General features: G+C 72.5%; 15 protein-coding genes. 8 read left to right on the top strand and 7 right to left on the bottom strand.

Features of this window, described 5'->3' with window-relative positions; translation table 11 throughout:
• Positions 1–170: 170 nt before the first annotated feature.
• On the top strand, positions 171–386 hold the full coding sequence (locus tag AC559T_RS08630; protein ID WP_112105491.1) for a hypothetical protein: 216 nt from the start codon (positions 171–173) through the stop codon (positions 384–386).
• A 169-nt stretch (positions 387–555) separates the two neighbouring features.
• Here the strand turns inward: AC559T_RS08630 and AC559T_RS08625 are convergent, their stop codons facing one another.
• The 3 genes from AC559T_RS08625 to AC559T_RS08615 are packed head-to-tail and all read right to left on the bottom strand — an operon-like array spanning position 556 to position 3,192.
• Positions 556–714, bottom strand: coding sequence for a hypothetical protein (locus AC559T_RS08625; RefSeq protein WP_160144243.1), 159 nt, complete (start codon positions 712–714; stop codon positions 556–558).
• Between the two features lie 43 nt (positions 715–757).
• Positions 758–2,032, bottom strand: coding sequence for an acyl-CoA dehydrogenase family protein (locus tag AC559T_RS08620; RefSeq protein ID WP_112105472.1), 1,275 nt, complete (start codon positions 2,030–2,032; stop codon positions 758–760).
• Positions 2,032–3,192, bottom strand: a complete 1,161-nt coding sequence (locus tag AC559T_RS08615) for an acyl-CoA dehydrogenase family protein (RefSeq protein ID WP_498868371.1) — start codon at positions 3,190–3,192, stop codon at positions 2,032–2,034. Before AC559T_RS08615 ends, AC559T_RS08620 begins: the two co-directional genes overlap by 1 nt.
• Before the next feature lie 526 nt (positions 3,193–3,718).
• On the opposite strand from AC559T_RS08615, the gene AC559T_RS08610 reads away from it, so the two are divergent.
• The 3 genes from AC559T_RS08610 (at position 3,719) to AC559T_RS08600 (ending at position 7,763) form a co-directional block, all read left to right on the top strand.
• The gene (locus tag AC559T_RS08610) at positions 3,719–4,705 is read left to right on the top strand and encodes an NAD(P)-dependent alcohol dehydrogenase (protein WP_498868370.1); all 987 of its coding nucleotides are present in this window, start codon (positions 3,719–3,721) and stop codon (positions 4,703–4,705) included.
• A gap of 92 nt (positions 4,706–4,797) precedes the next feature.
• Positions 4,798–6,315, top strand: a complete 1,518-nt coding sequence (locus AC559T_RS08605; protein WP_498868369.1) for an acyl-CoA synthetase — start codon at positions 4,798–4,800, stop codon at positions 6,313–6,315.
• Positions 6,312–7,763, top strand: coding sequence for an aldehyde dehydrogenase (locus AC559T_RS08600; RefSeq protein WP_498868368.1), 1,452 nt, complete (start codon positions 6,312–6,314; stop codon positions 7,761–7,763). Before AC559T_RS08605 ends, AC559T_RS08600 begins: the two co-directional genes overlap by 4 nt.
• 50 nt (positions 7,764–7,813) lie before the next feature.
• On the opposite strand, the gene AC559T_RS08595 is transcribed toward AC559T_RS08600, so the two are convergent.
• Positions 7,814–8,893: an NAD(P)H-dependent amine dehydrogenase family protein gene (locus AC559T_RS08595; protein WP_498868367.1), complete on the bottom strand. Its 1,080-nt coding sequence runs from the start codon at positions 8,891–8,893 to the stop codon at positions 7,814–7,816.
• A gap of 292 nt (positions 8,894–9,185) precedes the next feature.
• Here AC559T_RS08595 and AC559T_RS08590 point away from each other — a divergent pair, with 292 nt between their 5' ends.
• Positions 9,186–10,370 carry an amidohydrolase family protein gene (locus AC559T_RS08590; protein ID WP_498868366.1) on the top strand — a complete coding sequence of 395 codons (1,185 nt, stop codon included), beginning with the start codon at positions 9,186–9,188 and terminating at the stop codon, positions 10,368–10,370.
• A 78-nt stretch (positions 10,371–10,448) separates the two neighbouring features.
• On the opposite strand, the gene AC559T_RS08585 is transcribed toward AC559T_RS08590, so the two are convergent.
• On the bottom strand, positions 10,449–11,909 hold the full coding sequence (locus AC559T_RS08585) for an aldehyde dehydrogenase family protein (protein WP_498868365.1): 1,461 nt from the start codon (positions 11,907–11,909) through the stop codon (positions 10,449–10,451).
• Positions 11,910–12,140: 231 nt separating this feature from the next.
• Here AC559T_RS08585 and AC559T_RS08580 point away from each other — a divergent pair, with 231 nt between their 5' ends.
• Both AC559T_RS08580 and AC559T_RS08575 read left to right on the top strand, forming a co-directional pair.
• A complete protein-coding gene (locus tag AC559T_RS08580) occupies positions 12,141–13,208 on the top strand; it encodes an acyl-CoA dehydrogenase family protein (protein WP_498868364.1) in 1,068 nt (355 codons plus the stop codon).
• 4 nt (positions 13,209–13,212) lie between these two features.
• The gene (locus tag AC559T_RS08575; protein WP_498868363.1) at positions 13,213–14,373 is read left to right on the top strand and encodes an acyl-CoA dehydrogenase family protein; all 1,161 of its coding nucleotides are present in this window, start codon (positions 13,213–13,215) and stop codon (positions 14,371–14,373) included.
• A gap of 169 nt (positions 14,374–14,542) precedes the next feature.
• On the opposite strand, the gene AC559T_RS08570 is transcribed toward AC559T_RS08575, so the two are convergent.
• The gene (locus AC559T_RS08570; RefSeq protein ID WP_498868362.1) at positions 14,543–15,322 is read right to left on the bottom strand and encodes a FadR/GntR family transcriptional regulator; all 780 of its coding nucleotides are present in this window, start codon (positions 15,320–15,322) and stop codon (positions 14,543–14,545) included.
• A 263-nt stretch (positions 15,323–15,585) separates the two neighbouring features.
• Positions 15,586–16,320: an HAD family hydrolase gene (locus tag AC559T_RS08565; RefSeq protein ID WP_498868361.1), complete on the bottom strand. Its 735-nt coding sequence runs from the start codon at positions 16,318–16,320 to the stop codon at positions 15,586–15,588.
• A 107-nt stretch (positions 16,321–16,427) separates the two neighbouring features.
• On the opposite strand from AC559T_RS08565, the gene AC559T_RS08560 reads away from it, so the two are divergent.
• Positions 16,428–19,019, top strand: coding sequence for a sensor histidine kinase (locus AC559T_RS08560; protein ID WP_498868360.1), 2,592 nt, complete (start codon positions 16,428–16,430; stop codon positions 19,017–19,019).
• The last annotated feature ends 15 nt before the right edge of the window (positions 19,020–19,034 follow it).

Genomic DNA, 19,034 nt, shown 5'->3' with positions numbered 1-19,034 from the left:
GAGAGGCATACTGCTGCCGGTGTCAGTGGGCTCGTCGTGCCGGCCTGTCCCACGACCGCGGTAGTGCCGCTGGCCACCTTTCCCGACGTCATCGGGGGCTTCCCACGTAGCGTCAGCATGACCCCCTCGGTACAGGGGGCGATCAGATTCGCGACGAAGGGCATGTGACGATGGCGGACGTATCGGTGCGGTTGCAGGCGGACGCCGGCGCCGAGATCGTTCTGAATCTGTCTGTCCTTCAGGCGATCCGGCTGGTCGAGGCCATCGCGAGCAGGGCCGCGGACATGATGCCCGAGCCCGGACGGGCACAGGTCGACCCACGTTGGCTGGTGCCGCACACCGGCCCGCAGACGGCAGCCGCGGCACCACTCCGGCCGGGCCAGTGAAGCGGTCCGGTTCTGCGACGCCGGCGGACGAGTACGTGACCGCGACGAGCTACAAGGTCACGCCTCTACCGGGTCAGGCAGGGGAGTAGGCGTCCCATGCGTCGAGAGCTGCCTGGAGTCGTTGCGTGAAGTCCGCGTCGAGGCCTCGGCGGCAGGCTATGCGTCGTAGTTAGCCCTCGGCGCCTTGTAGCAGCCCGGACTCGGGATGGGTGAGGATGATGCCGCCCTGGCTGCCGTGCTTCTCGATGTGGCTCCAGGAGTCGGTGTCGGGACCGTTGCCCGCCACGGGGACGTGGCCCTCGACGAACCGGTCTCTCGGTTGCGGCACCCCCAGGTGAACTCGTGGAGGACGCAGGCAGGCCACAGCTGGATCAGGTACTGCTCCGTCCGCCGCTCGCCTGTGGCCCGCGCGGGACGTCCCGGAAGGGGCCGGTGTCGGCGCGGTGCTCGCGGGGCATGCCGAGCAGCCGTTCGCTGATCACATTGCGGGCCATCTCGGTCGTGCCGCCGCCGATACAGGCCGCCTGGCGGGCCAGGTAGCCGCGCGCGACCTGGGCGGAGGTCTCGTCGTGTGGTGCCCAGACCACCCCGGTGTCACCGCACAGCTCCGTCGCTATCGCCGCGCGGCGGCTGGTCGCGGTGCCGCTGAACAACCGGCACATGGCGGCGGCGTGGTGCGGCAGGGCGCCGGTGGCCATCTTGCGGGTGACCGACTCGACGAGGGCCCTGGTGACGAGGGCGAGTGTCTGCCCCTCGCCGATGAGGTCCCGGGTGCGGCTGTCGTCGATCGTGCCGAGGCGCCGGGCGGTCTCGAGCATCATCCGGGGCTCGTAGGGGCCGTCGTTCGGGCGGTTGCCGCTGCCGGTGACGTAGGGCGAGCCCCCGGAGATGGTCCGCTCGTGGTGGAGCCAGCGGGTGACGACGCCCCAGCCGGCGTCGACGTCGCCGACGCGGTCGTGGTCGGGTACGACGACGTCGGTCAGGTACTCCTGGCAGAACTCCTTCGAGCCGTTGACCAGCTCGATCCGGTGGGTGTCGACGCCCGGGGCGCTGACCGGCAGGCTGAACACGGTCAGCCCGATGTGTTTCCCGACGTCCCAGTTCGTGCGGGCCAGGCACAGCGCCCAGTCGCCGTACCAGGCGGAGGTGGTCCAGATCTTCGATCCGTTGAGGATCCACCGGTCGCCGTCGCGGGTCGCGGTGGTGACCGCGCCGGCGGCGTCGGACCCGCCCCCCGGCTCCGACAGGAGCTGGACCCAGATCTCCTCGCCGCGCAGCATCGCCGGGATGTGGCGCAGCTTCTGTTCGTGGGTGCCGAACTCCAGCAACACGGCCATGCACGGGATGAACGTCGACGCCTGGATCTCCGCCGGGTAGTCGTAGCCGCGGATCTCCCGGTTGAAGGCGGCCTGGTGCATCGGTGTCAGCCCCTGCCCGCCGTACTCCGCCGGCACGCAGATGCCGGCGAACCCGCCGTCGAACAGCCGGCGCTGCAACTCGCGGCAGGTGGCGACGCGGGCCAGCTCCTCGGCCTCGGGGCGCTGGGTCGCCGTCAGGAAGAATTCGGTGGTGTCCGGATCGGCGGGTGGCATGTTCTCGGCGAGCCAGCTTCGGGCGCGCGCGGTGAACTCCTCGACTGTGATCATTACGCTCGTCCTCCGTCTGCCACGGCGGCCTCGACGAGGCGCACGAGCCGTTCGGTGAAGTAGGTCGGCGTGCCGAACAGCTGAGCGTCGACCAGAGCTCGGCGCAGGTAAAGGTGCAGGTCGTGTTCGTAGGTGACGCCGATCCCGCCGTGCAGCTGGACGCAGTCCTGGATCGCCTCGGGGCCGACCCGCCCGACGTAGGCCTTGGCCGTGCTGGCCCACGTGCGGGCGTCGGCACGGCCGGTGCCGACCAGGCGCGCCGCCTTCTCGGTGACCGCCGCGCTCGCCTCCAGCTGGGTGCGCAGGTCGGCCATCCGGTGCTTGATCTCCTGGTACGACCCCAGCGGCCGGCCGAAGGAGTAGCGGTCGTTGGTCCATCGCAGGGTCAGCTCGAACGCGCGGTGCGTCGCCCCGACGATCTCACCGGCCTGCAGCACGGCGCTGATGTCGAGCAGCGCGGCGTCGTGGGCGTCGGCGGTGCCCGGCTCGCCGACCCGGGCGGTCACCGGCACGGCCACCGCCCGCAGCGTCACCGCCTGGTAGCGGCGGGTCAGGTCGATGCTGTCGAGCGGGGTCGTCTCCACGCCGGGAGCGCCGAGCGGGACGAGGAAGTGCGACCGCGCGCCGTCGCCGGTGGCGCTGTCCGGACCGGTGGCGGCGACGAGGAGGTAGCCGTTCGGACCTCCCCGCTCGATGCAGGGGACCGTGCCGTCCAGGACGACCCGGTCGCCCGAGCGGGCGGACCGAACCTGCGCGCCCGCGCGCCCTCCGGTCCGCGGCGAGTGCCCCCAGGCGGCGGTGGCGCCTCCGTCGAGCAGCTCCGCCAGCGGGCCGGCGTGCAGCTCCGCCGAGCCCCACCGGCCCAGCGCCGCCGCGACGACGTTCGTCCCGATCAGTGGCCCCGGCGCGGCGTGCCGGCCGAACTGGAAGGTGACCGCCAGCAGGTCGGCCAGCCCGTTCCCGCTGACGGAACCACCGCCGGCGTGCTCCGGGACCAGCGGCGTCGTCCAGCCGAACTCGGCGCCCTGCTTCCACAGGGTGCCGTCGAATGTCTCGTCCTGCCGCGCCAGCTCGCGCACGCGGGACGGGGGGTATCTCGCCTCCAGGTACTGCGCCGTCGTGTTCCCGAGCAGATCCTGGTCCGCGGTCTGGGTGAACATCGTCCTCCTGGGGCGGTGCCCGAGGTCGGCGCCGTCGCCGTGGCGGTGCTGCACCGCGGGGCTGACGGGCGGTGGGGCCGCTGGGTGTCCAGTGGGCGCAGCCTACGCCCGCAGGCGGTAAAAGGTCTACATGTAATCCGGACCGGGATGTCGCGGGCGCGGGCCACCGCGGGCCGCCTGGTGCGGCGGTCTCCCCGTCGCGCCGCGGGCGTCCCCGGCGGCCGGACGGGCTGTGGGTGCGGCCAGGCCGGGAGCGTCCGGTGGTGCGTCCGCGCCGGCGGCCGCCGCATCTTCCTACTTCTGGTGATATTGAAACATCTAGATCTATGACTTAGGGTTCCGGGTGAACGGCCCGCGTGCCGGAGACGCGCCGGCAGGCCGACGAGCGGACGACTGGAACTGGGAGAGCGCGGGATGAAGGCGACTGCGGCGGTGCTCCGGCAGGCGGACGGGCCCTACGTGCTCGAGGAGGTCGAGCTCGATCCGCCCGGACCCGGCGACGTGCTGGTCCGCGGTGAGCGCCGGCATGTGCCATACCGACGTCGTGCCGCGCCAGGACGGGGCGCCGGCGCCGCCGCCGATCATCACCGGGCACGAGGGCGCCGGCGTGGTCGAGGCTGTCGGCGAGGGCGTGGCGCGGGTGTCGGTCGGTGACCACGTGGTGCTTTCGTTCGACTCCTGCGGCGAGTGCCCGAGCTGCCGCCGGGGCGCCCCGCCCTACTGCGATCTGTTCCTGTTCCGCAATTTCTTCGGCCGCCGCCTCGACGGCACCACCGGTGTCCGCGACGCCGACGGGGGCGAGATCGCCTCGCGCTGGTTCGGCCAGTCCTCGTTCGCGACCCACTGCGTCGCCGCGGAGCGCGGCGTCGTCGTGGTGGACCGGGACCTGCCGCTGGCGAAGCTGGGCCCGCTGGGCTGCGGCATCCTCACCGGCGCCGGTTCCGTGCTCGTCGACCTGAACGTGGGGGAGGGGGACAGCATCGCCGTGTTCGGCGCCGGCGCGGTGGGCCTCGCGGCGATCATGGCGGCGCGGGTGGCCGGCGCGGGCCCGATCATCGCGGTCGACCTCCACCGGCACCGGCTGGAGCTCGCCACCGAGCTCGGTGCCACCCACGTGCTGGACGGCGCCGGCACGGATCTCATCCCCCGGATCCAGGAACTGACCGGGGGCGGGGCCCGGTTCGGCTTCGACACCACCGGAAACGTCGCGGTCATCGCGACCGCCGTCGGCGCGCTGCGGATGGGCGGGCACTGCGGGCTGGTGGGCATCCAGACCGAGCCGATCACCTTCGGCCCGGTGGCGCTCCTCGGCAAAACGGTGTCGAGCATCCTCGAGGGCGGCGCCGACCCGCAGATCGTGATCCCGCGGCTCATCGAACTGTGGCGGGCGGGCCGCTTCCCGTTCGACCGACTGATCGAGACCTACCCGCTCGAGGCGATCAACACCGCGGAGGAGGCCTCGCGGTCGGGCAAGGTCGTCAAGCCGGTCCTGCTCCCGTCCGGGCAGGCCTGATCCGTCGACGGCAGCGGCGCGGGCGAGTCCGCACCGAGGTGGCCCGGACCGAGGCGGTCCGCGCTGAGGGAGTCCGCACCGGAGGAGTGTGCATGGACATCGAGCATCCGAAGCGGTTCGCGGCGTCCGCGCCGGACCGGCCAGCTGTGATCATCGGCGATCGGGTGTTGTCGTACGGGGAGCTGGAGCGGCGATCCAACCAGGTGGCGCAGGCGCTGAGGTCGTCCGGGCTCGGCGTCGGCAGCCACCTCGCCGTACTGATGGAGAACCGGACGGAGTACTTCGAGGTGGTCTGGGCGGCACTGCGCGCCGGCCTCCTGGTGACTCCGATCAACTGGCATCTGTCGGCCGCCGAGGCCGGGTACATCGTCTCCGACTGCGGTGCCGCCGCGCTGGTCGTGTCCGCGCCCCGGGCCGACGTGGCCGCCGGGATCGACGCCCCGGCGCTGAAGGTGCGGCTCGCCGTCGGCGGGCCGGTCGAAGGGTTCGACTCGTACGAGGAGGTCACCGGCGCCCAACCGGCGTCGCCGGTCGACGACGAGTGCGAGGGCAACTGGATGTTCTACTCGTCGGGCACCACCGGCCGGCCCAAGGGGATCACACCGGCGAGTGTCGGTGGCCCGGTCGGCGCGGGCGACCAGTTCACCGGGATGGTCAGGTTCCTGTACGGCGCCGACGAGTCGACGCGTTACCTGAGCCCGGCGCCGCTCTACCATGCCGCGCCGCTGGCCTGGGCGACCGCGGTCCACCGGATCGGCGGCACGGTCATCGCCACCGAGCGGTTCGACGCGATCGAGTTCCTCCGGCTCGTCGAGCGGCACCGGGTGACCTTGAGCCAGGTGGTACCGACGCACCTCGTCCGGCTGCTGAAGCTGCCCGCGGCGGACCGGGCCCGGTTCGACCTGTCCAGCCTGCGGACGCTCGTGCACGCCGCGGCGCCCTGCCCGCCCGAGGTCAAGCGGGCCGTCCTGGACTGGCTCGGGCCGGTCGTGTACGAGTACTACTCCGGCAGCGAGGGAGTCGGGTTCTGCGCCATCGGTCCCGAGGAGTGGCTCGCCCACCCGGGCTCGGTCGGCAGGTCGCTGCTGGCCCCGGTGCACATCGTCGACGGGGACGGCAACGAGGTGCCGCCGCGCACCGAGGGCCGGGTGTACTTCGAGGTGGCTCGGCCGTTCGCGTACCACGGTGACCCGGAGCGGACGGCCGGCGCGTTCGACGAACGCGGGTGGGGCACCTTCGGCGAGGTCGGCTGGGTGGACGAGGACGGCTACCTCTACCTCACCGACCGGGTGTCGAACATGATCATCTCGGGTGGCGTGAACATCTACCCATGCGAGGTCGAGGACGTGCTGATCCTCCACCCCGCCGTCACGGATGTCGTCGTGATCGGCGTGCCGGACGCCGAGATGGGCGAGTCGGTGCGCGCGGTCGTCCAGCCGGCGGAGCCCCCCGCCGACACCGCTGTGCTCGAGGCGGAGCTCATCGCGTTCGCCCGGGACCGCGTCGCCCACTACAAGTGTCCCCGCTCGGTCGTGTTCCTGGCCGAGCTGCCGCGCCTGCTGACCGGCAAGGTCGCGCGGCGCCTGTTACCCCCGGAGGTTACCGCGTGACCACTGTGATCGAACGCGACCGGCTGCTCGTCGGCGGCCGCTGGCGCGAGCCCGCCTCGCCCGGCCTGATCGAGGTCCGCTCGCCGCACGACCAGCGCCTCGTGGCCACCGTCCCGGAGGCCGGCCAGGCTGACGCCGACGCGGCCGTCACCGCGGCACGGGCCGTCCTGGCGGATGGCGACTGGGCGGCGACCACCGGCGGCGAACGCGCCGGCCTGATCCGCAAGGTGTCCGGCGGGCTGCAGGCCCGGGCCGAGGAGCTGGCCGGGCTGGTCACCGACGAGATGGGCGCGCCGGCGAAGTTCTCGATCTTCGGCCAGGCCATCAGCCCCGCGCTCATCCTGGACGGCTTCGCGGACGTCGCCGAGCGGTTCGCCTTCACCGAGGAGCGGGCCGGCGTGATGGGGCCCTGCCTGGTGCAGAAGGTGCCGGTCGGGGTGGCGGCCGGGATCGTGCCGTGGAACGTACCGATCTTCATCTCGTGCATGAAGCTCGGCGCGGCGCTGGCGGCCGGCGCCCCGATCATCCTGAAGCCGGCCCCGGAGGCGCCGCTGAGCTCGTTCCTGCTCGCCGAGGTGCTCCTCGACGCCGGCATCCCGGCGGGTGTGGTGAGCGTGCTGCCCGGCGGTGCCGACCTCGGTCGGTACCTGGTAGCCCACCCGGGTGTCGACAAGGTGTCGTTCACGGGGAGCAGCGCGGCCGGCCGGACGGTCGGGGCCACCTGCGGGGAGCTCGTGAAGCGGTGCACGCTGGAGCTCGGCGGCAAGTCGGCCGGCATCATTCTCGACGACGCCGACCTGGCGACCGTCGTCCCGCAGCTCCTCGACTCGGCGCTGCAGAACAACGGTCAGGTCTGCGCCGCGCAGAGCCGCGTGCTGGCGCCGGCCGCGCGCTACGACGAGGTCGTCGACGCGCTCGCCGACCACGTGCGCACGCTGGTCGTCGGTGACCCGCGCGACCCCGGTACCGACGTCGGCCCGGTCGTCTCCGCCCGCCAGCGGGACCGGGTCGAGGGCTACATCGCCGACGGCCGGGCCGGTGACGCCCGGCTGGTGGTCGGCGGCGGCCGCCCCGCCGGCCTCGACCCCGGCTTCTACGTCGAGCCGACGCTGTTCGCCGACGTCGACAACGCCAGCCGGATCGCCCGGGAGGAGATCTTCGGGCCGGTGGTGACGGTGATCAGGTACGAGGGCGAGGACGAGGCGGCGGCGATCGCCAACGACTCCGAGTACGGTCTGTCGGGCTCGGTGTGGACCGCCGACACCGCCCGCGGCGTCGCGCTGGCCAGCCGGATCCGGACCGGCACCTGCGCGGTCAACTCGATCGCGATCGTCGAGCCGCGCAGCCCGTTCGGCGGGTTCAAGCAGTCCGGGATCGGCCGGGAGATGGGCCCCGAGGGCGTCGAGGCCTACACCGAGACCAGGACGGTCGTCCTGCCCTTCGGTTGACTCCACCTACCGGGCCGGCTCCCGGCCTTCGTTCGTCCTGGCGGGGCTGCTCATCGCGGTGGGCCGCCCGCGGCGAGGCCCGCCCCGAACACATGCCGGCCGTTGATGATCGGGAGGTCGAGGAAGGTGCGTATCCCGGGCTCCGCCCGGCAGACCGGCCCGATCGCGTGCACGGCGTGCATCGCCGTGCCGAGACAGCCCTGGTCGTTCTCGTCCTCGCCGTGGACGGCGATCCTGGACTCGAGCACCATCGACGGCTGGCCCTCGACGGTGACCCGCCAGCCCCGGCCGGTGGGCCAGTCCGGTGCCTGCCCGTGTCCGACGCGGGTGACGTGCTCGACGGTCAGCGCCCGGCGGCCCCCGATGACGGCGGTGCAGGAGAACCGCTGCGCCGAGACGGTTCCGGCCTCGATGCGACCGGCACTGATGTCGAACGCCGTGTCGGTGACGGCCACCGCCCGGTCGTAGACGAGGTCGTCGATAGTGGCCCCGAGGCCGTCGGCGACCATCATGATCGGTGCCCGGAAGACGCCTCCGGCCAGCACCGGGTCGGACATCGGTACGGCGGCGCCGGGTGCCCGCCCGAAGCCCATAATGTCGAAGAGCATGTCGGCGCTGTCGTAGGTGGAGTAGTCGAGCAGCTCCTGGACGAGCAGGGAGTCGATCCGCCGGAACAGCGGGGACATGGTGAGGGGCAGCACCTCGGCTGCCCAGCCGGGTTCGATGCCGGTGCCGTGGAAGGACGTCCCGCCCTCGGCGCAGGCGGCCTCGAGCCGTTCGACGACGCGGCGGCCCGCGCTGCGCGGGTAGATGTGCGCCGTCACCGCCGTCGACACCACGTTCTTGCCCGCCGCGAGCAGCCGGCAGATGTCGTCGAGGGCTCCGGCCGGGTTCATCTCGCCCTGTGCCATGTACAGGACGCAGTCGGCGTCGAGGGCGACGATCTCGTCCCGGTCCCGGGTCGCCGGCACCCCGAGGTCGCCGACGCCGCAGATCTCGCCGACGTCCCGGCCGGCCTTCGCGTCGCTGTAGACCAGCGCGCCCACCAGCTTGAGCTCGGGATGCCGGCAGAGGGCCGCGACGGCGTGCCGGCCGACGTTCCCGGTGCCCCACTGGATCACTCGAAGCACGGTCGCCTCCTGGTCCCGTCGTGGCCGCGGGTACGCAAGATATCTAGATGTTAATGGGAGTGCAATGCCGCGGACGGACCGCTCGGACCGGCTCGTGCCGGGCTGGGTGAGACGGGGTCGGACGTCGTCCGGTCTCACGGGGCCGGCGGGTTTCCGGCGGTGATCGGGCGATCGTCGCGCGCCGGCCGCAGCGGACCGGACGTCCCCCAGGCGACTGGAAAAGTCTAGATGTTATCGCCTAGACTCTGGGTGACCGAGGAGTCCGCGGGGGCCGAAACGGAGAGGACGCGCGATGGAGCTCGACTTCGGAGCGATCGACGCCGACAACCACTACTACGAGTCGATCGACGCGTTCACCCGGCACCTCGACCCCCGGTTCAAGGCCCGGGGCGTCCGGGTCGTCACCGAAGGTAGGCGGACGCACATCCTCATCAGTGGGCGGGTCAATCGGTTCATCCCGAACCCGACGTTCAACCCGATCGTCGTGCCCGGCTGCCTCGACCCGCTGTTCCGTGGCCAGGTGCCCGAGGGGGTCGACCCGAGAACGCTGATGCGGGTCGAGCCGCTCAAGGTGGAGTACCAGGGCCGTGATGAGCGCGTCGCGGTGGCGGAGAGCCAGGGCCTCGACGCCGTCCTGCTGTTCCCGACCCTGGGCTGCGGCGTCGAGGAGGCGCTGAAGCACGACGTGGACGCGACGATGGCGAGCCTGTCGGCGTTCAACCGGTGGCTCGAGGAGGACTGGGGCTTCGTCCACCGCGGCCGTCTCGTGTCGGCGCCCATGCTTTCGCTGGCCGATCCGGAGGCGGCGCTGGCCGAGCTTGACAGCCTCGTCGAACGTGGCGCCCGCATCGTGCACATCCGGCCCGCGCCGGTGCCGGGCCGGCACGGCACGTCGCGGTCGCTGGGTGACCGCGCGCACGACCCGGTCTGGGCCAGGCTGGCGGAGGCCTCGATCCCGGTGGCCTTCCATCTCGGGGACAGCGGCTACAACGCCTTCACCGCCATGTGGGGAGGGTCCGCCAACTTCGAGGGCTACGGCAGGGTCAACACGCTGAGCAAGATCCTCGTCTCCGACCGGGCCATCCACGACACCGTCGCCTCCCTGGTCGTCGACGGGGTCCTCCACCGCCATCCGACCCTGCGCGTCGCGAGTATCGAGAACGGCTCTGACTGGGTGTCGCTGCTGGTCAGGCGGTTGCGGAAGCAGGCGAACCAGACGCCGTGGGACTTCCCGGAGGAGCCCCTCGAGGCGATCCGCCGCAGTGTCTGGGTGACCCCGTACTACGAGGAGGACCTGCCGGCGCTGGCCGAGCTCATCGGGGTCGAGCGCGTGCTGTTCGGCTCCGACTGGCCGCACGGCGAGGGGCTCGAGCAGCCCCTGGACTTCCTCAAGGAGCTCGACGGCTTCAGCGGGGCCGAGGTGCGCAGGATCATGCGGGACAACGCGATCGAGCTCCTCGGCTCCGCGTCGCTCTGACGGCGCGGTCGCTCGGGCAGCGCGGTCACCCCGGTGCCCTGGCCGAGTCGCCGCCCGGGCGACCGGTGGCGAGGTTGGTCAGGCGGGCCACGCCACCGTCTTGGTCTCGGTGAAGATCTCCAGGCCCTCGATGCCGCACTGACGTCCGACACCGGACTGTTTGTAGCCGCCGAACGGGGCGTCGGCGCCGTACCACAGGCCGCCGTTGATGCCGAGCGTCCCGGTGCGGATCCGGCGTGCCACCGCCTTGGCCCGGTCCAGGTCACCCGACGTGATCACCCCGGACAGCCCGTACGGGGAGTCGTTGGCGATGCGGATCGCGTCCTCGTCGTCCTCGAAGCCGATCACCACGAGGACCGGCCCGAAGATTTCCTCCTGCGCGATCGTCATCCCGGGCTCGACGTCGGCGAACAGCGTCGGCTCCACGAAGTACCCGCGGGTGAGGTCCGACGGCACGCCGCCGCCCACCACGACGCGCGCACCCTCCCGGCGGCCCTTCTCGATGTAGCCCAGGACCCGCTCCTGCTGCCGCTTCGAGACCTGCGGACCCTGCAGCACGGACGGATCGGTCGGGTCGCCGTACCGGACGTCCTCGAACGCCGCCCGGGCCAGTTCGACCGCCTCGTCGTAGCGCGAGTTCGGGACCAGCAGCCGGGTCGGCATCGCGCAGCCCTGACCGCCGTGCATGCAGACCATCGCGGCGGGCGGTACGGCCTTGGCGAGGTCGGCGTCGGCGAGGACGAGATTGACCGACTTGCCGCCCAGCTCGAGGAAGGTGGGCTTCACCGTGCCGGCGGCCGCGGCCATGACGCGGCGCCCGGTCGCCGTCGAACCGGTGAAGGCGACCATGTCGACGAGAGGGGAGGTGGACAGGACCTCGCCGACGAGGTGGTCGGAGGACGGAACGATGTTCACGACGCCCGGTGGGATGTCGGTGTGCTCGGCGATCAGCCGGCCGATGCGGGTGGCGTTCCAGGGGGTGTCCGGCGCCGGCTTGAGTACGCAGGTGTTACCCATGGCGAGGACGGGCCCGAGCTTGTTGAGCGCGATCTCGAACGGGAAGTTCCACGGCACGATCACGCCGACCACGCCGAGGGGCTCCTTCCAGACCTCGCGGACGGACGGGAACCCGAACCCGAAGGCGTCCTTCGGGGGGAGCGTGCGCGACCAGGGGAACGACTCGATCATCTCCGCCGGCCAGCGCAGCGCCTCACGCAGCGGGGCGTCGAGCTGCGGCCCGTAGGTCGTGATCACGGGGCATCCGACCTCGGCGACGAGCTCGGCGCGCAGGTCCTCGGCCTCGCGCTCAAGGGCCGCCTGCAGTTGCAGCAGAGCGGCGTGGCGGCCGGCGTGGTCACGGGACCACGCGGTCTGGTCGAACGCGGCGCGGGCCGCGGCGACGGCCCGCGCCATGTCGGCGGGGGAACCGTCGGCCGTGGTGCCGAGCACCTCCTCGGTGGCCGGGTTGACGTTGTCGAAGACGCGGCCGCTCGTGGCCTCGACGAGGCTGCCGTCGATCAGCATGCGGTGCTCGGGCATCAGTCCTCCAGGGAAGCTGACGTCGTGGACTGGCGGCCGACGTTACCGCATCGAAGCCAATAGATCTATATATATGTGGTGGCAGAGGGTTGGGTGGACGGCGTCCGCCCACCAGGTTTCTGTGGCGGCCGGCCCGCTCCGTCGCCGAGTCGGGATCGCACCGCCTGGAAAAAATGTATATGTTTTGGTAGCCTCTGACTGTGCGGATCGTGCTGCCATGGACCTGAAGCCATGGACCTGAAGCTCAGTGCGGAACAGCGGGCGCTCGTCGCCTCGTTCGCCGAGCTGCTCGCGAAGCATGCCCCGCCGGAACGGGTGCGGGCCGCCGAGCCGGTGGGCTTCGATCCGGTGCTCTGGGCGGTGCTGCGCGACGTCGGAGTGGTCGAGATGGCCGTCCCGGAGGAGCACGGTGGCTGGGGAGCGGCGCTTCTCGACCTCGTCCTGGTGGCCGAGCAGGTCGGAGCCGCGGTCGCGCCGGCGCCCGTCGTCGAGACGCAGGCCGCGGCCTCGCTGCTCGCTGTTCTGGCCGGCGCCGGCCAGGCCGACGCCGACGCCAGCGACGTCGACACCGACGCGGCGCGTACCGCGCTGACGACCGCCCTGCGCGAGGAGCGACTGGTGACGCTGGCTGTGCGCCCGGCGCACGGCGGCACGGCGTCACTCGTGCCGGCGGCGGCGGTCGCCGACGACACCATCGTCCTCGACGGCGAGCGGCTGCTGCTCGTGCCGCTGCGCGACGGGACGCGCCGCGCCGTCGCCAACCTCGCCTCCGCCCCGCTCGCGGACGTCACCCTGGACGCCGATGCGGTCGAGCTCGCGCGCGGCCCGGCGGCGGTTGCCGCCTTCGAGGCCGCGCTCGACGACTGGCTGGTGCTGACCGCCGGCGGGCTCGTCGGGGCGGCCGCGGCGGCGCACCGGGCCACCTGCGAGTACGCGCGGGAGCGGCGGGCGTGGGACATGCCGATCGGTGCCAACCAGGCGGTGTCGCATCCGTTGGCGAACGGCGCGACGGCCCTGGACGGCGCCCGGTTGCTGGCGGTCAGGGCGGCCGCGGAGCCGGGGCGGGGATCGCCTCGCGCCCGCGAGCTGGCCGCGATGGCCTTCGCCTTCGCGGCGGAGACCGCCCGGCAGGTGACCTACGACGCCGTCCACTTTCACGGCGGCTACGGCTTCATGTTCGAGTACGACCTCCAGCTGTACTACCGGCGGGCGAGGGGCTGGGCGCGTGTGTGGGGCGAGCCGCGGGACGCCTATCGGCGGGCGGCCCGGGCCCGGTACGGCGGCGACACGGAGGTCTGAGCGCGTGGATTTCGAACTGGACGAATCCGTGTCGGCGTTCCGTACCGAGGTACAGGAGTTCCTCGCGCGGGAGCTGACGCCCGAACTCGACGAGCGGGTGTACCGCAGCGGCGTGTCACACGACGCGACCTTCGCCCGGCGGCTGGCCGAGCGCGGCTGGGTCGGTCCGGGCTGGGAGCGTGACGACGGCCACCGGCGGCTGAACCCCTACGAGGTTCACGTCCTCGAGGAGGAGCTGACGAGGGCGGAGGCGCCGATCTACGCCGTCGCCACCACGGAGATGGTCGCCAACGTCATCCGGGTGGTCGGCTCGGCGGAGCTCAGGGCCGAGATCCTCCCGCGGTTCCTGCGCGGTGAGCTCACCATCGCGCTGGGCATGACCGAACCCGAGGCGGGCTCCGACGTCGCCGGTGTGCGTACCCGGGCCCGCCGCGACGGCGACCGCTGGATCGTGGACGGCCAGAAGATGTTCACGACCAACGGCCACGTCACCGACTACATCTTCCTGCTCACCCGCACCCGTCCCGACGGCCCGAGGCACGCCGGCCTCACCTTGTTCCTGGTGCGGCTCGACCAGCCCGGCATCGGTGTACAGGCCGTGTACACCCTCTCCGGGGAGCGGACGAACATCGTGTTCCTCGGCGGGGTGGCGGTCGAGGACCGCTGGCGTATCGGCCAGGTCGACGGCGGGTGGCGGGCGCTGATGCTCGCGCTCCAGGACGAGCACTCCGCCGCGTTCAGCCCGCACCTGGACCGCCTGCTCGGGGCGGTGGAGGAGTGGGCACGCGCCAGCGGGCGGCTGGACGAGCCCGATGTGCAGGCACGGCTCGGTCGCTGGGCGACCGCGCTCGAGGTCGCCCGGCTGCTGGAGCTGCGCACCACCTGGATGAGCGCCACCGGGCAGGTCCCGGTGGCCGAGGGCCCCATGTCGAAGCTGTTCAGCACCGAATCCCTGGTTGACGCCGCCGAGGACCTGACCGAGCTGGTCGGGCCGGACGCCCTGCGTAGCCGGCTCGATCCCACGGCGCTCGCCGACGGCCGCATCGAGCACGCCCTGCGGTTCTCGCTCGGCACGGCGATCTACGCGGGCACCAGCGAGATCCAGCGCAACATCATCGCTGCGCAGGCCTGCCGCCTGCCCCGGAGCCGGCACCCGTCCGGCTGACAGACGCCGCGCCCACGAGGTGTCGATCTCGGCGACGGCAGTGGCCGGGCGGCGGGGGAGACCACGGTCACGGTCATGCGTTCAGCGAGTCCGGCCTGCCGATCCTGATGCTGCTGGACAAGATGAAGGTCCGCTGGGCCGGTAACCAGCCGCTGCGTGCGGACGAATATCAGTACTGATGTTGCATCAGGTCGATGACTGATTTTGCGCCCTGGGCAAGCAGCACCTTTCCCACCGTCGTCATGTGTTCTTTCCAGTGTTCTTCCGCGCCGGCGGCGTCGCCCGCCTCGATTAGGGCTGCCAGTCGGGCCTGGGAACGCAGCCCACGTAGCCGGGTGTCCGTGGTGTCTTTTCCGTCCTCGGGTTGGCTGACCGCGGCGACGGCTCGGCCGACAATTTCGTTGAGCATTTCCGCGACAATGCCCAGGGTCTGGTTTCCGGCCAGTTCGACGAGTCGGGCGTGAAAACGCGAGTTGGCGTTCCCGAACGCCTCGGGGTCGTCGATCACCTCGAGCTGCTCGGCGGTGAGTCGCCGTAGTTCGTTGGCCGCCGCGAGACGACCCCGGGACGTGGCGACAAGCCGTGCGGCGACCGGTTCGAGCAGGCTACGGGCAGCGTGGACGTCCGCGAGCGGCACGTTGCGGGCCTGGAGCACGAGGGCCGCGGTGCGCGCCGTCATCCGCTGGTCGGGCCGATGGGCGACGATTCCGCCGAGGACACCGCGTTTGACCGAGATCAGCCCCTCGGTCTCGAGTATGCGCAGTGCTTCGCGCAGGGATGGGCGGGAGACCCCGAAGCGTTCCACCAGGTCCGGCTCGTGGCCGAGCGATTCTCCCTCCGAAAGATCGCCCTGGACGATGAGCTGTCGAAGCTCGTCGGCAATGCGCTGGGGCTTTTCGCGCAGCGTCGCTCGGTCGCGATTCCGTGTTTTTCTCGGCTCGGCCACCATGATCGACCTTCTCTCCCTCGGCCGCTTCCGGTAGCCGACATGGACCTGATGTGCAGGGTGGTGCACCCGCTGTTATGCCTCGACGGCCCGCTATGGCTCGACACCGCTCGGTGGACCAGTTTTTGCGGTTGACCCAGCTTACCGGGGCCAGACGATACGGAGTTGACAGCCGGGTGCGACCCGGCCCGAGGCCGTAAGCACGGACCTCGGGACCCCGTTGAGACCGGCCGCTACCTGGACACCAACGGTGTGGACGTCGACGGTCATGCGCGGCGTTCCGCCGGGCCGACGCCGAGGACGGCGCTGTACAGGGCGTCGAGGTCGGTCAGGTCGGCCAGGACGGCGTCGGCGCCGACGGCGGCCAGACCGGCGGCGGTGGTGGCACCGGTGGCGACGCCGACGGCCCGGACGCCGGCGTCGCGGGCGCCCTTCACGTCGTGCGGGGTGTCGCCGATGACGACGGTGCGGGCCGGCTCGAAGGTGAGGTCGTAGGCGGTTTCGGCCCGTTTGACCGCCTGCCGGACAAGCACGGCCCGGTCGCCGTCGTCATCCCCGTAGCCGCCGATGGTGAGGTCGAGGTGCTCCGTCAGGCCGAGGGCGCGGAGCTTCGCCGCCGCTACGGAACGGAGGTTGCCGGTCACCACTGACTGCACGACGGTCCCGCTCGGCAGGCCCGCGTGGTCGGCGAGGCTCGCGACGGCCGCCCGAGCGCCGGGCATCGGCTCGCCGATCTGTCGCATGCGTGCCTCGAGCCGCTCCGCGGCCAGCCCCATCGCCGTGTAGAGGGCGCTGAGAACCGCCTCGTCCACGGCGACGCCGTTGAGCCGCAGAGTGTCGCGGAGGATCGCGCGCTCGGTGCGGCCGGTCGTGTTCGCCCGTTCGCCGAGCGGACGGCCGACAACAGCCTCGAAGGCGGCGGCGTGGATCTCCCGGCCGAGCGGGCCGACGGTGAGCAGAGTCCGGTCGATGTCCCACAGGACGAGCGACGGCGTGGCCACCCGGCGATGATTCCACGGCGGCATCATCCGGTGCGCCGATACCCAGGGACGTTCGGCCACTCGGTGGTCGCTGGGATGCCCGGTGAGCTTCGTGGCAGGGTGGCGTCATGGGGACGTCAGACGGGGGCGGGGGCCACGAACGCCCGCTGCCGTCGGGCAACCGGGCCTCGCCCGTGGCTCTCGCGGCTACCCCGGCCACGTCGATGTCGGCACCGTGGCCATCGGTTCCGTTCGCGACCGGCCGTCCCGGGTACCGCGACGACCTGGCCGGCGCGGCGTCATCCCGGGCCAGCGCGGCGTTGGAGCGGTCGACCGTCCGGGCGCTCGCGGCGCTGCGGTCGGCCGGCCTCGTCCTGACACCGGTCTACCTCGCGGTGTGGAACTCCTGGTACGCGCACGAGGCCGCTGCGGTGGCGGTCGTCGTGGCGGCCTCCGCGTGGGGTGTCCTCTTCGTGGTCGTCAGCCTGCGCCACGGTGTGGGCGTGCCGCTCGCTGCCGGCACTGTCGTGGCTGCGGCCGCCCCCGCGGCGCTGAGCTCGGTATGCCTGCCGCCGGCGTCCGCCGGTGACACCGGGAGCTGGGTGATGCTCGCCGTCTTCCACGCCGGGCTGACGGCGGCGTGGGCGCTGCCGCCGCGCGCGTTCGCCGCCGCCGAGACCGTTCTGGTGGTGTCGGTCGTCGTCGGCGGACATGACGGGCGGCCCCAGGTGTTCACCGCGGTCACCTTCACCCTGGTCGTGCCCGTCCTGTTCGCGCTCGCCGTGTGCCGTCTGCGCGAGTCGACCAGACGGGCGGACGACCGCCTCACCTCGGCGATGCTCGGCCACCGGGCCAGGGTGCTCGTGCTCGCGCTCGACCGTGACCGGCGGGAGCGCCAACGGCTGCTGCACGACACTGTCCTCAACATCCTGACGGGCATCGCCTGGGGCGGGGGGGACGATCTCGCGCTGGCGCGGCGCCGGTGCGCGGCCGGCGCCGCGGCGGTGCGCCACCTGCTCGCCCACGATCACGGCCCACCGGCCATCGGCCTGGACGCCGCTCTCGCCGCGGTGGTGAGCAGCGCCCGGGAACGCGGCCTGACCGTGCACCTGACCGGAACGGCGCCGCTCGAGGACGGGCAGCCGGCCGACGGGCATCCCGCTGACGGGTATCCCGCTGCCGGTGAGGAGGCCGGCGGGCCGTCGGCGGCGGTCGTGGCCGCGCTGGCCGGCGCCACCGGTGAGGCGTTGGCCAACGTCGAGCGGCACGCGGGGACGGGCGAGGCGTGGGTGTGCCTGGAGCGGTCGCCACGGCGGCTGACGATCCGGGTGAGCGACCGGGGCGCCGGCTTCCAGCCGGGCAGATTCGCTCCCGACCGGCTCGGGGTGCGTCAGTCCGTCCTCGCGCGGGTCCGGGACGCCGGCGGCCTGGCGACGATCGACTCCGCGCCCGGGCGCGGCACCACCGTGACGCTGACCTGGCCGGACCACGGCGCGAACGCGGACCCGCGCCCGGCAGCCGGCGGCCCGGCCGCCGGCAGCGCCTCTGGTAGCCGGGCCGGTGCGGAGACCACGCGTGAGACGACCGCGGCGGACCTTCGGCACGACTACGCCGCCGGCCTGCGCGTGGTGATCGCAGCCCTCGCCATCGCCTGGCAGGTCCTGATGCTGCTGCCGCTGCTCGTCACGCTGGGACGGGTCCACTCCGCGGCCACGGCTGTCGGTGTCTGGCTGGTGCTCGCGGCCGCGACGGTCACCGTCGCGTCGGTGGTCCGCCGCCGTCCGCTGTCGGGGCCGGAGGCGGCCGGTGTGACGGCGCTGGCCATCGGGGCGGTGCTGGCCAGCGCCAACGTCGACGACGGCGACCTGCTGCGGGTGGTGAACTGGCCGCTGATCGCGGTGGGGTTGCTGGTCGCGTTCGTGACGGCGTCCCGGCGGGCGGTGGAGTCGCTCGCGGCGATGGCCGTCGTCGTGGCCGCCGTGGTCGCGACCGTCGTCGTCCGCGGCGTGACGGATCCGCTCACCGTCTCGCGGCTGCTCTCGCTCGCGTACGGAATCACCGGGCTTCAGCTGATCGTGGCCATGATGGGACCGTTGCTGCGGCGGACCGCCGACACCACCGCGCGGGCCGCCCGCGCCGAGGCGGAGACGGCCGCCGGCCGGGACTCCGACGTGATGATCCGCCGGGAGCGGGCGCGGTGGCTGGGCACCATCCGCGACGACGTGTTGCCGACCCTCGACGCGCTCGCCGACGGGACAGCCGACCCGCGGGACCGCCGGTGGCGTCGGCAGTGTGCCCGGCAGGCGGGGGCGATCCGCCGCATGCTCGTCCAGGACGGTGCGGGCTCCACCCTGGCCACGCTCGCCGCCGACATCGAGGCGGTCGTCGCCGCCGCGGAGGGCCGCGGGATGACCGTCGAGGTGCAGGTCGCGGGGGAGCCGGCGAACATTCCGCTGGAGCTGCGGGCCGGGCTGGTCGACCTGCTCGACCGCACGCTCGCCGTGCTGCCGGAGAACCGGGCGCTGCTCACGCTGTGGAGTGACGCCGAGGGCGGCAGCGTCTTCGTCTCGGCGGCCTGGCCGGGCCAGACGGAGCCCCCCGCGCTGACCGGAGCCGTCCAGGCGATCGTCGACGTCGACGACGGGCGGCTCACGGTCGAGCTGCGCTGGGACACCCGTGGTCCCGAGGGTGCAGGCCGGCGGCCTGCCGACGCCGAGTGACATCGGCAGGCCGGT

Origin of the sequence: Frankia sp. Hr75.2, from assembly GCF_949319125.1 — a bacterium.
GTDB classification, from domain to species: domain Bacteria; phylum Actinomycetota; class Actinomycetes; order Frankiales; family Frankiaceae; genus Parafrankia; species Parafrankia soli.
Note: the sequence above shows the minus strand (reverse complement) of the source record. Positions and strands in the feature narration are given on the sequence as shown.

Coding starts and splice junctions, on each gene's coding strand:
- AC559T_RS08630 (WP_112105491.1), top strand. CDS start 171: ATGGCGGACGTATCGGTGCGGTTGCAGGCGGACGCCGGCGCCGAGATC.
- AC559T_RS08620 (WP_112105472.1), bottom strand. CDS start 2,032: ATGATCACAGTCGAGGAGTTCACCGCGCGCGCCCGAAGCTGGCTCGCC.
- AC559T_RS08615 (WP_498868371.1), bottom strand. CDS start 3,192: ATGTTCACCCAGACCGCGGACCAGGATCTGCTCGGGAACACGACGGCG.
- AC559T_RS08610 (WP_498868370.1), top strand. CDS start 3,719: ATGTGCCATACCGACGTCGTGCCGCGCCAGGACGGGGCGCCGGCGCCG.
- AC559T_RS08605 (WP_498868369.1), top strand. CDS start 4,798: ATGGACATCGAGCATCCGAAGCGGTTCGCGGCGTCCGCGCCGGACCGG.
- AC559T_RS08590 (WP_498868366.1), top strand. CDS start 9,186: ATGGAGCTCGACTTCGGAGCGATCGACGCCGACAACCACTACTACGAG.
- AC559T_RS08585 (WP_498868365.1), bottom strand. CDS start 11,909: ATGCCCGAGCACCGCATGCTGATCGACGGCAGCCTCGTCGAGGCCACG.
- AC559T_RS08580 (WP_498868364.1), top strand. CDS start 12,141: ATGGACCTGAAGCTCAGTGCGGAACAGCGGGCGCTCGTCGCCTCGTTC.
- AC559T_RS08570 (WP_498868362.1), bottom strand. CDS start 15,322: ATGGTGGCCGAGCCGAGAAAAACACGGAATCGCGACCGAGCGACGCTG.
- AC559T_RS08560 (WP_498868360.1), top strand. CDS start 16,428: ATGGGGACGTCAGACGGGGGCGGGGGCCACGAACGCCCGCTGCCGTCG.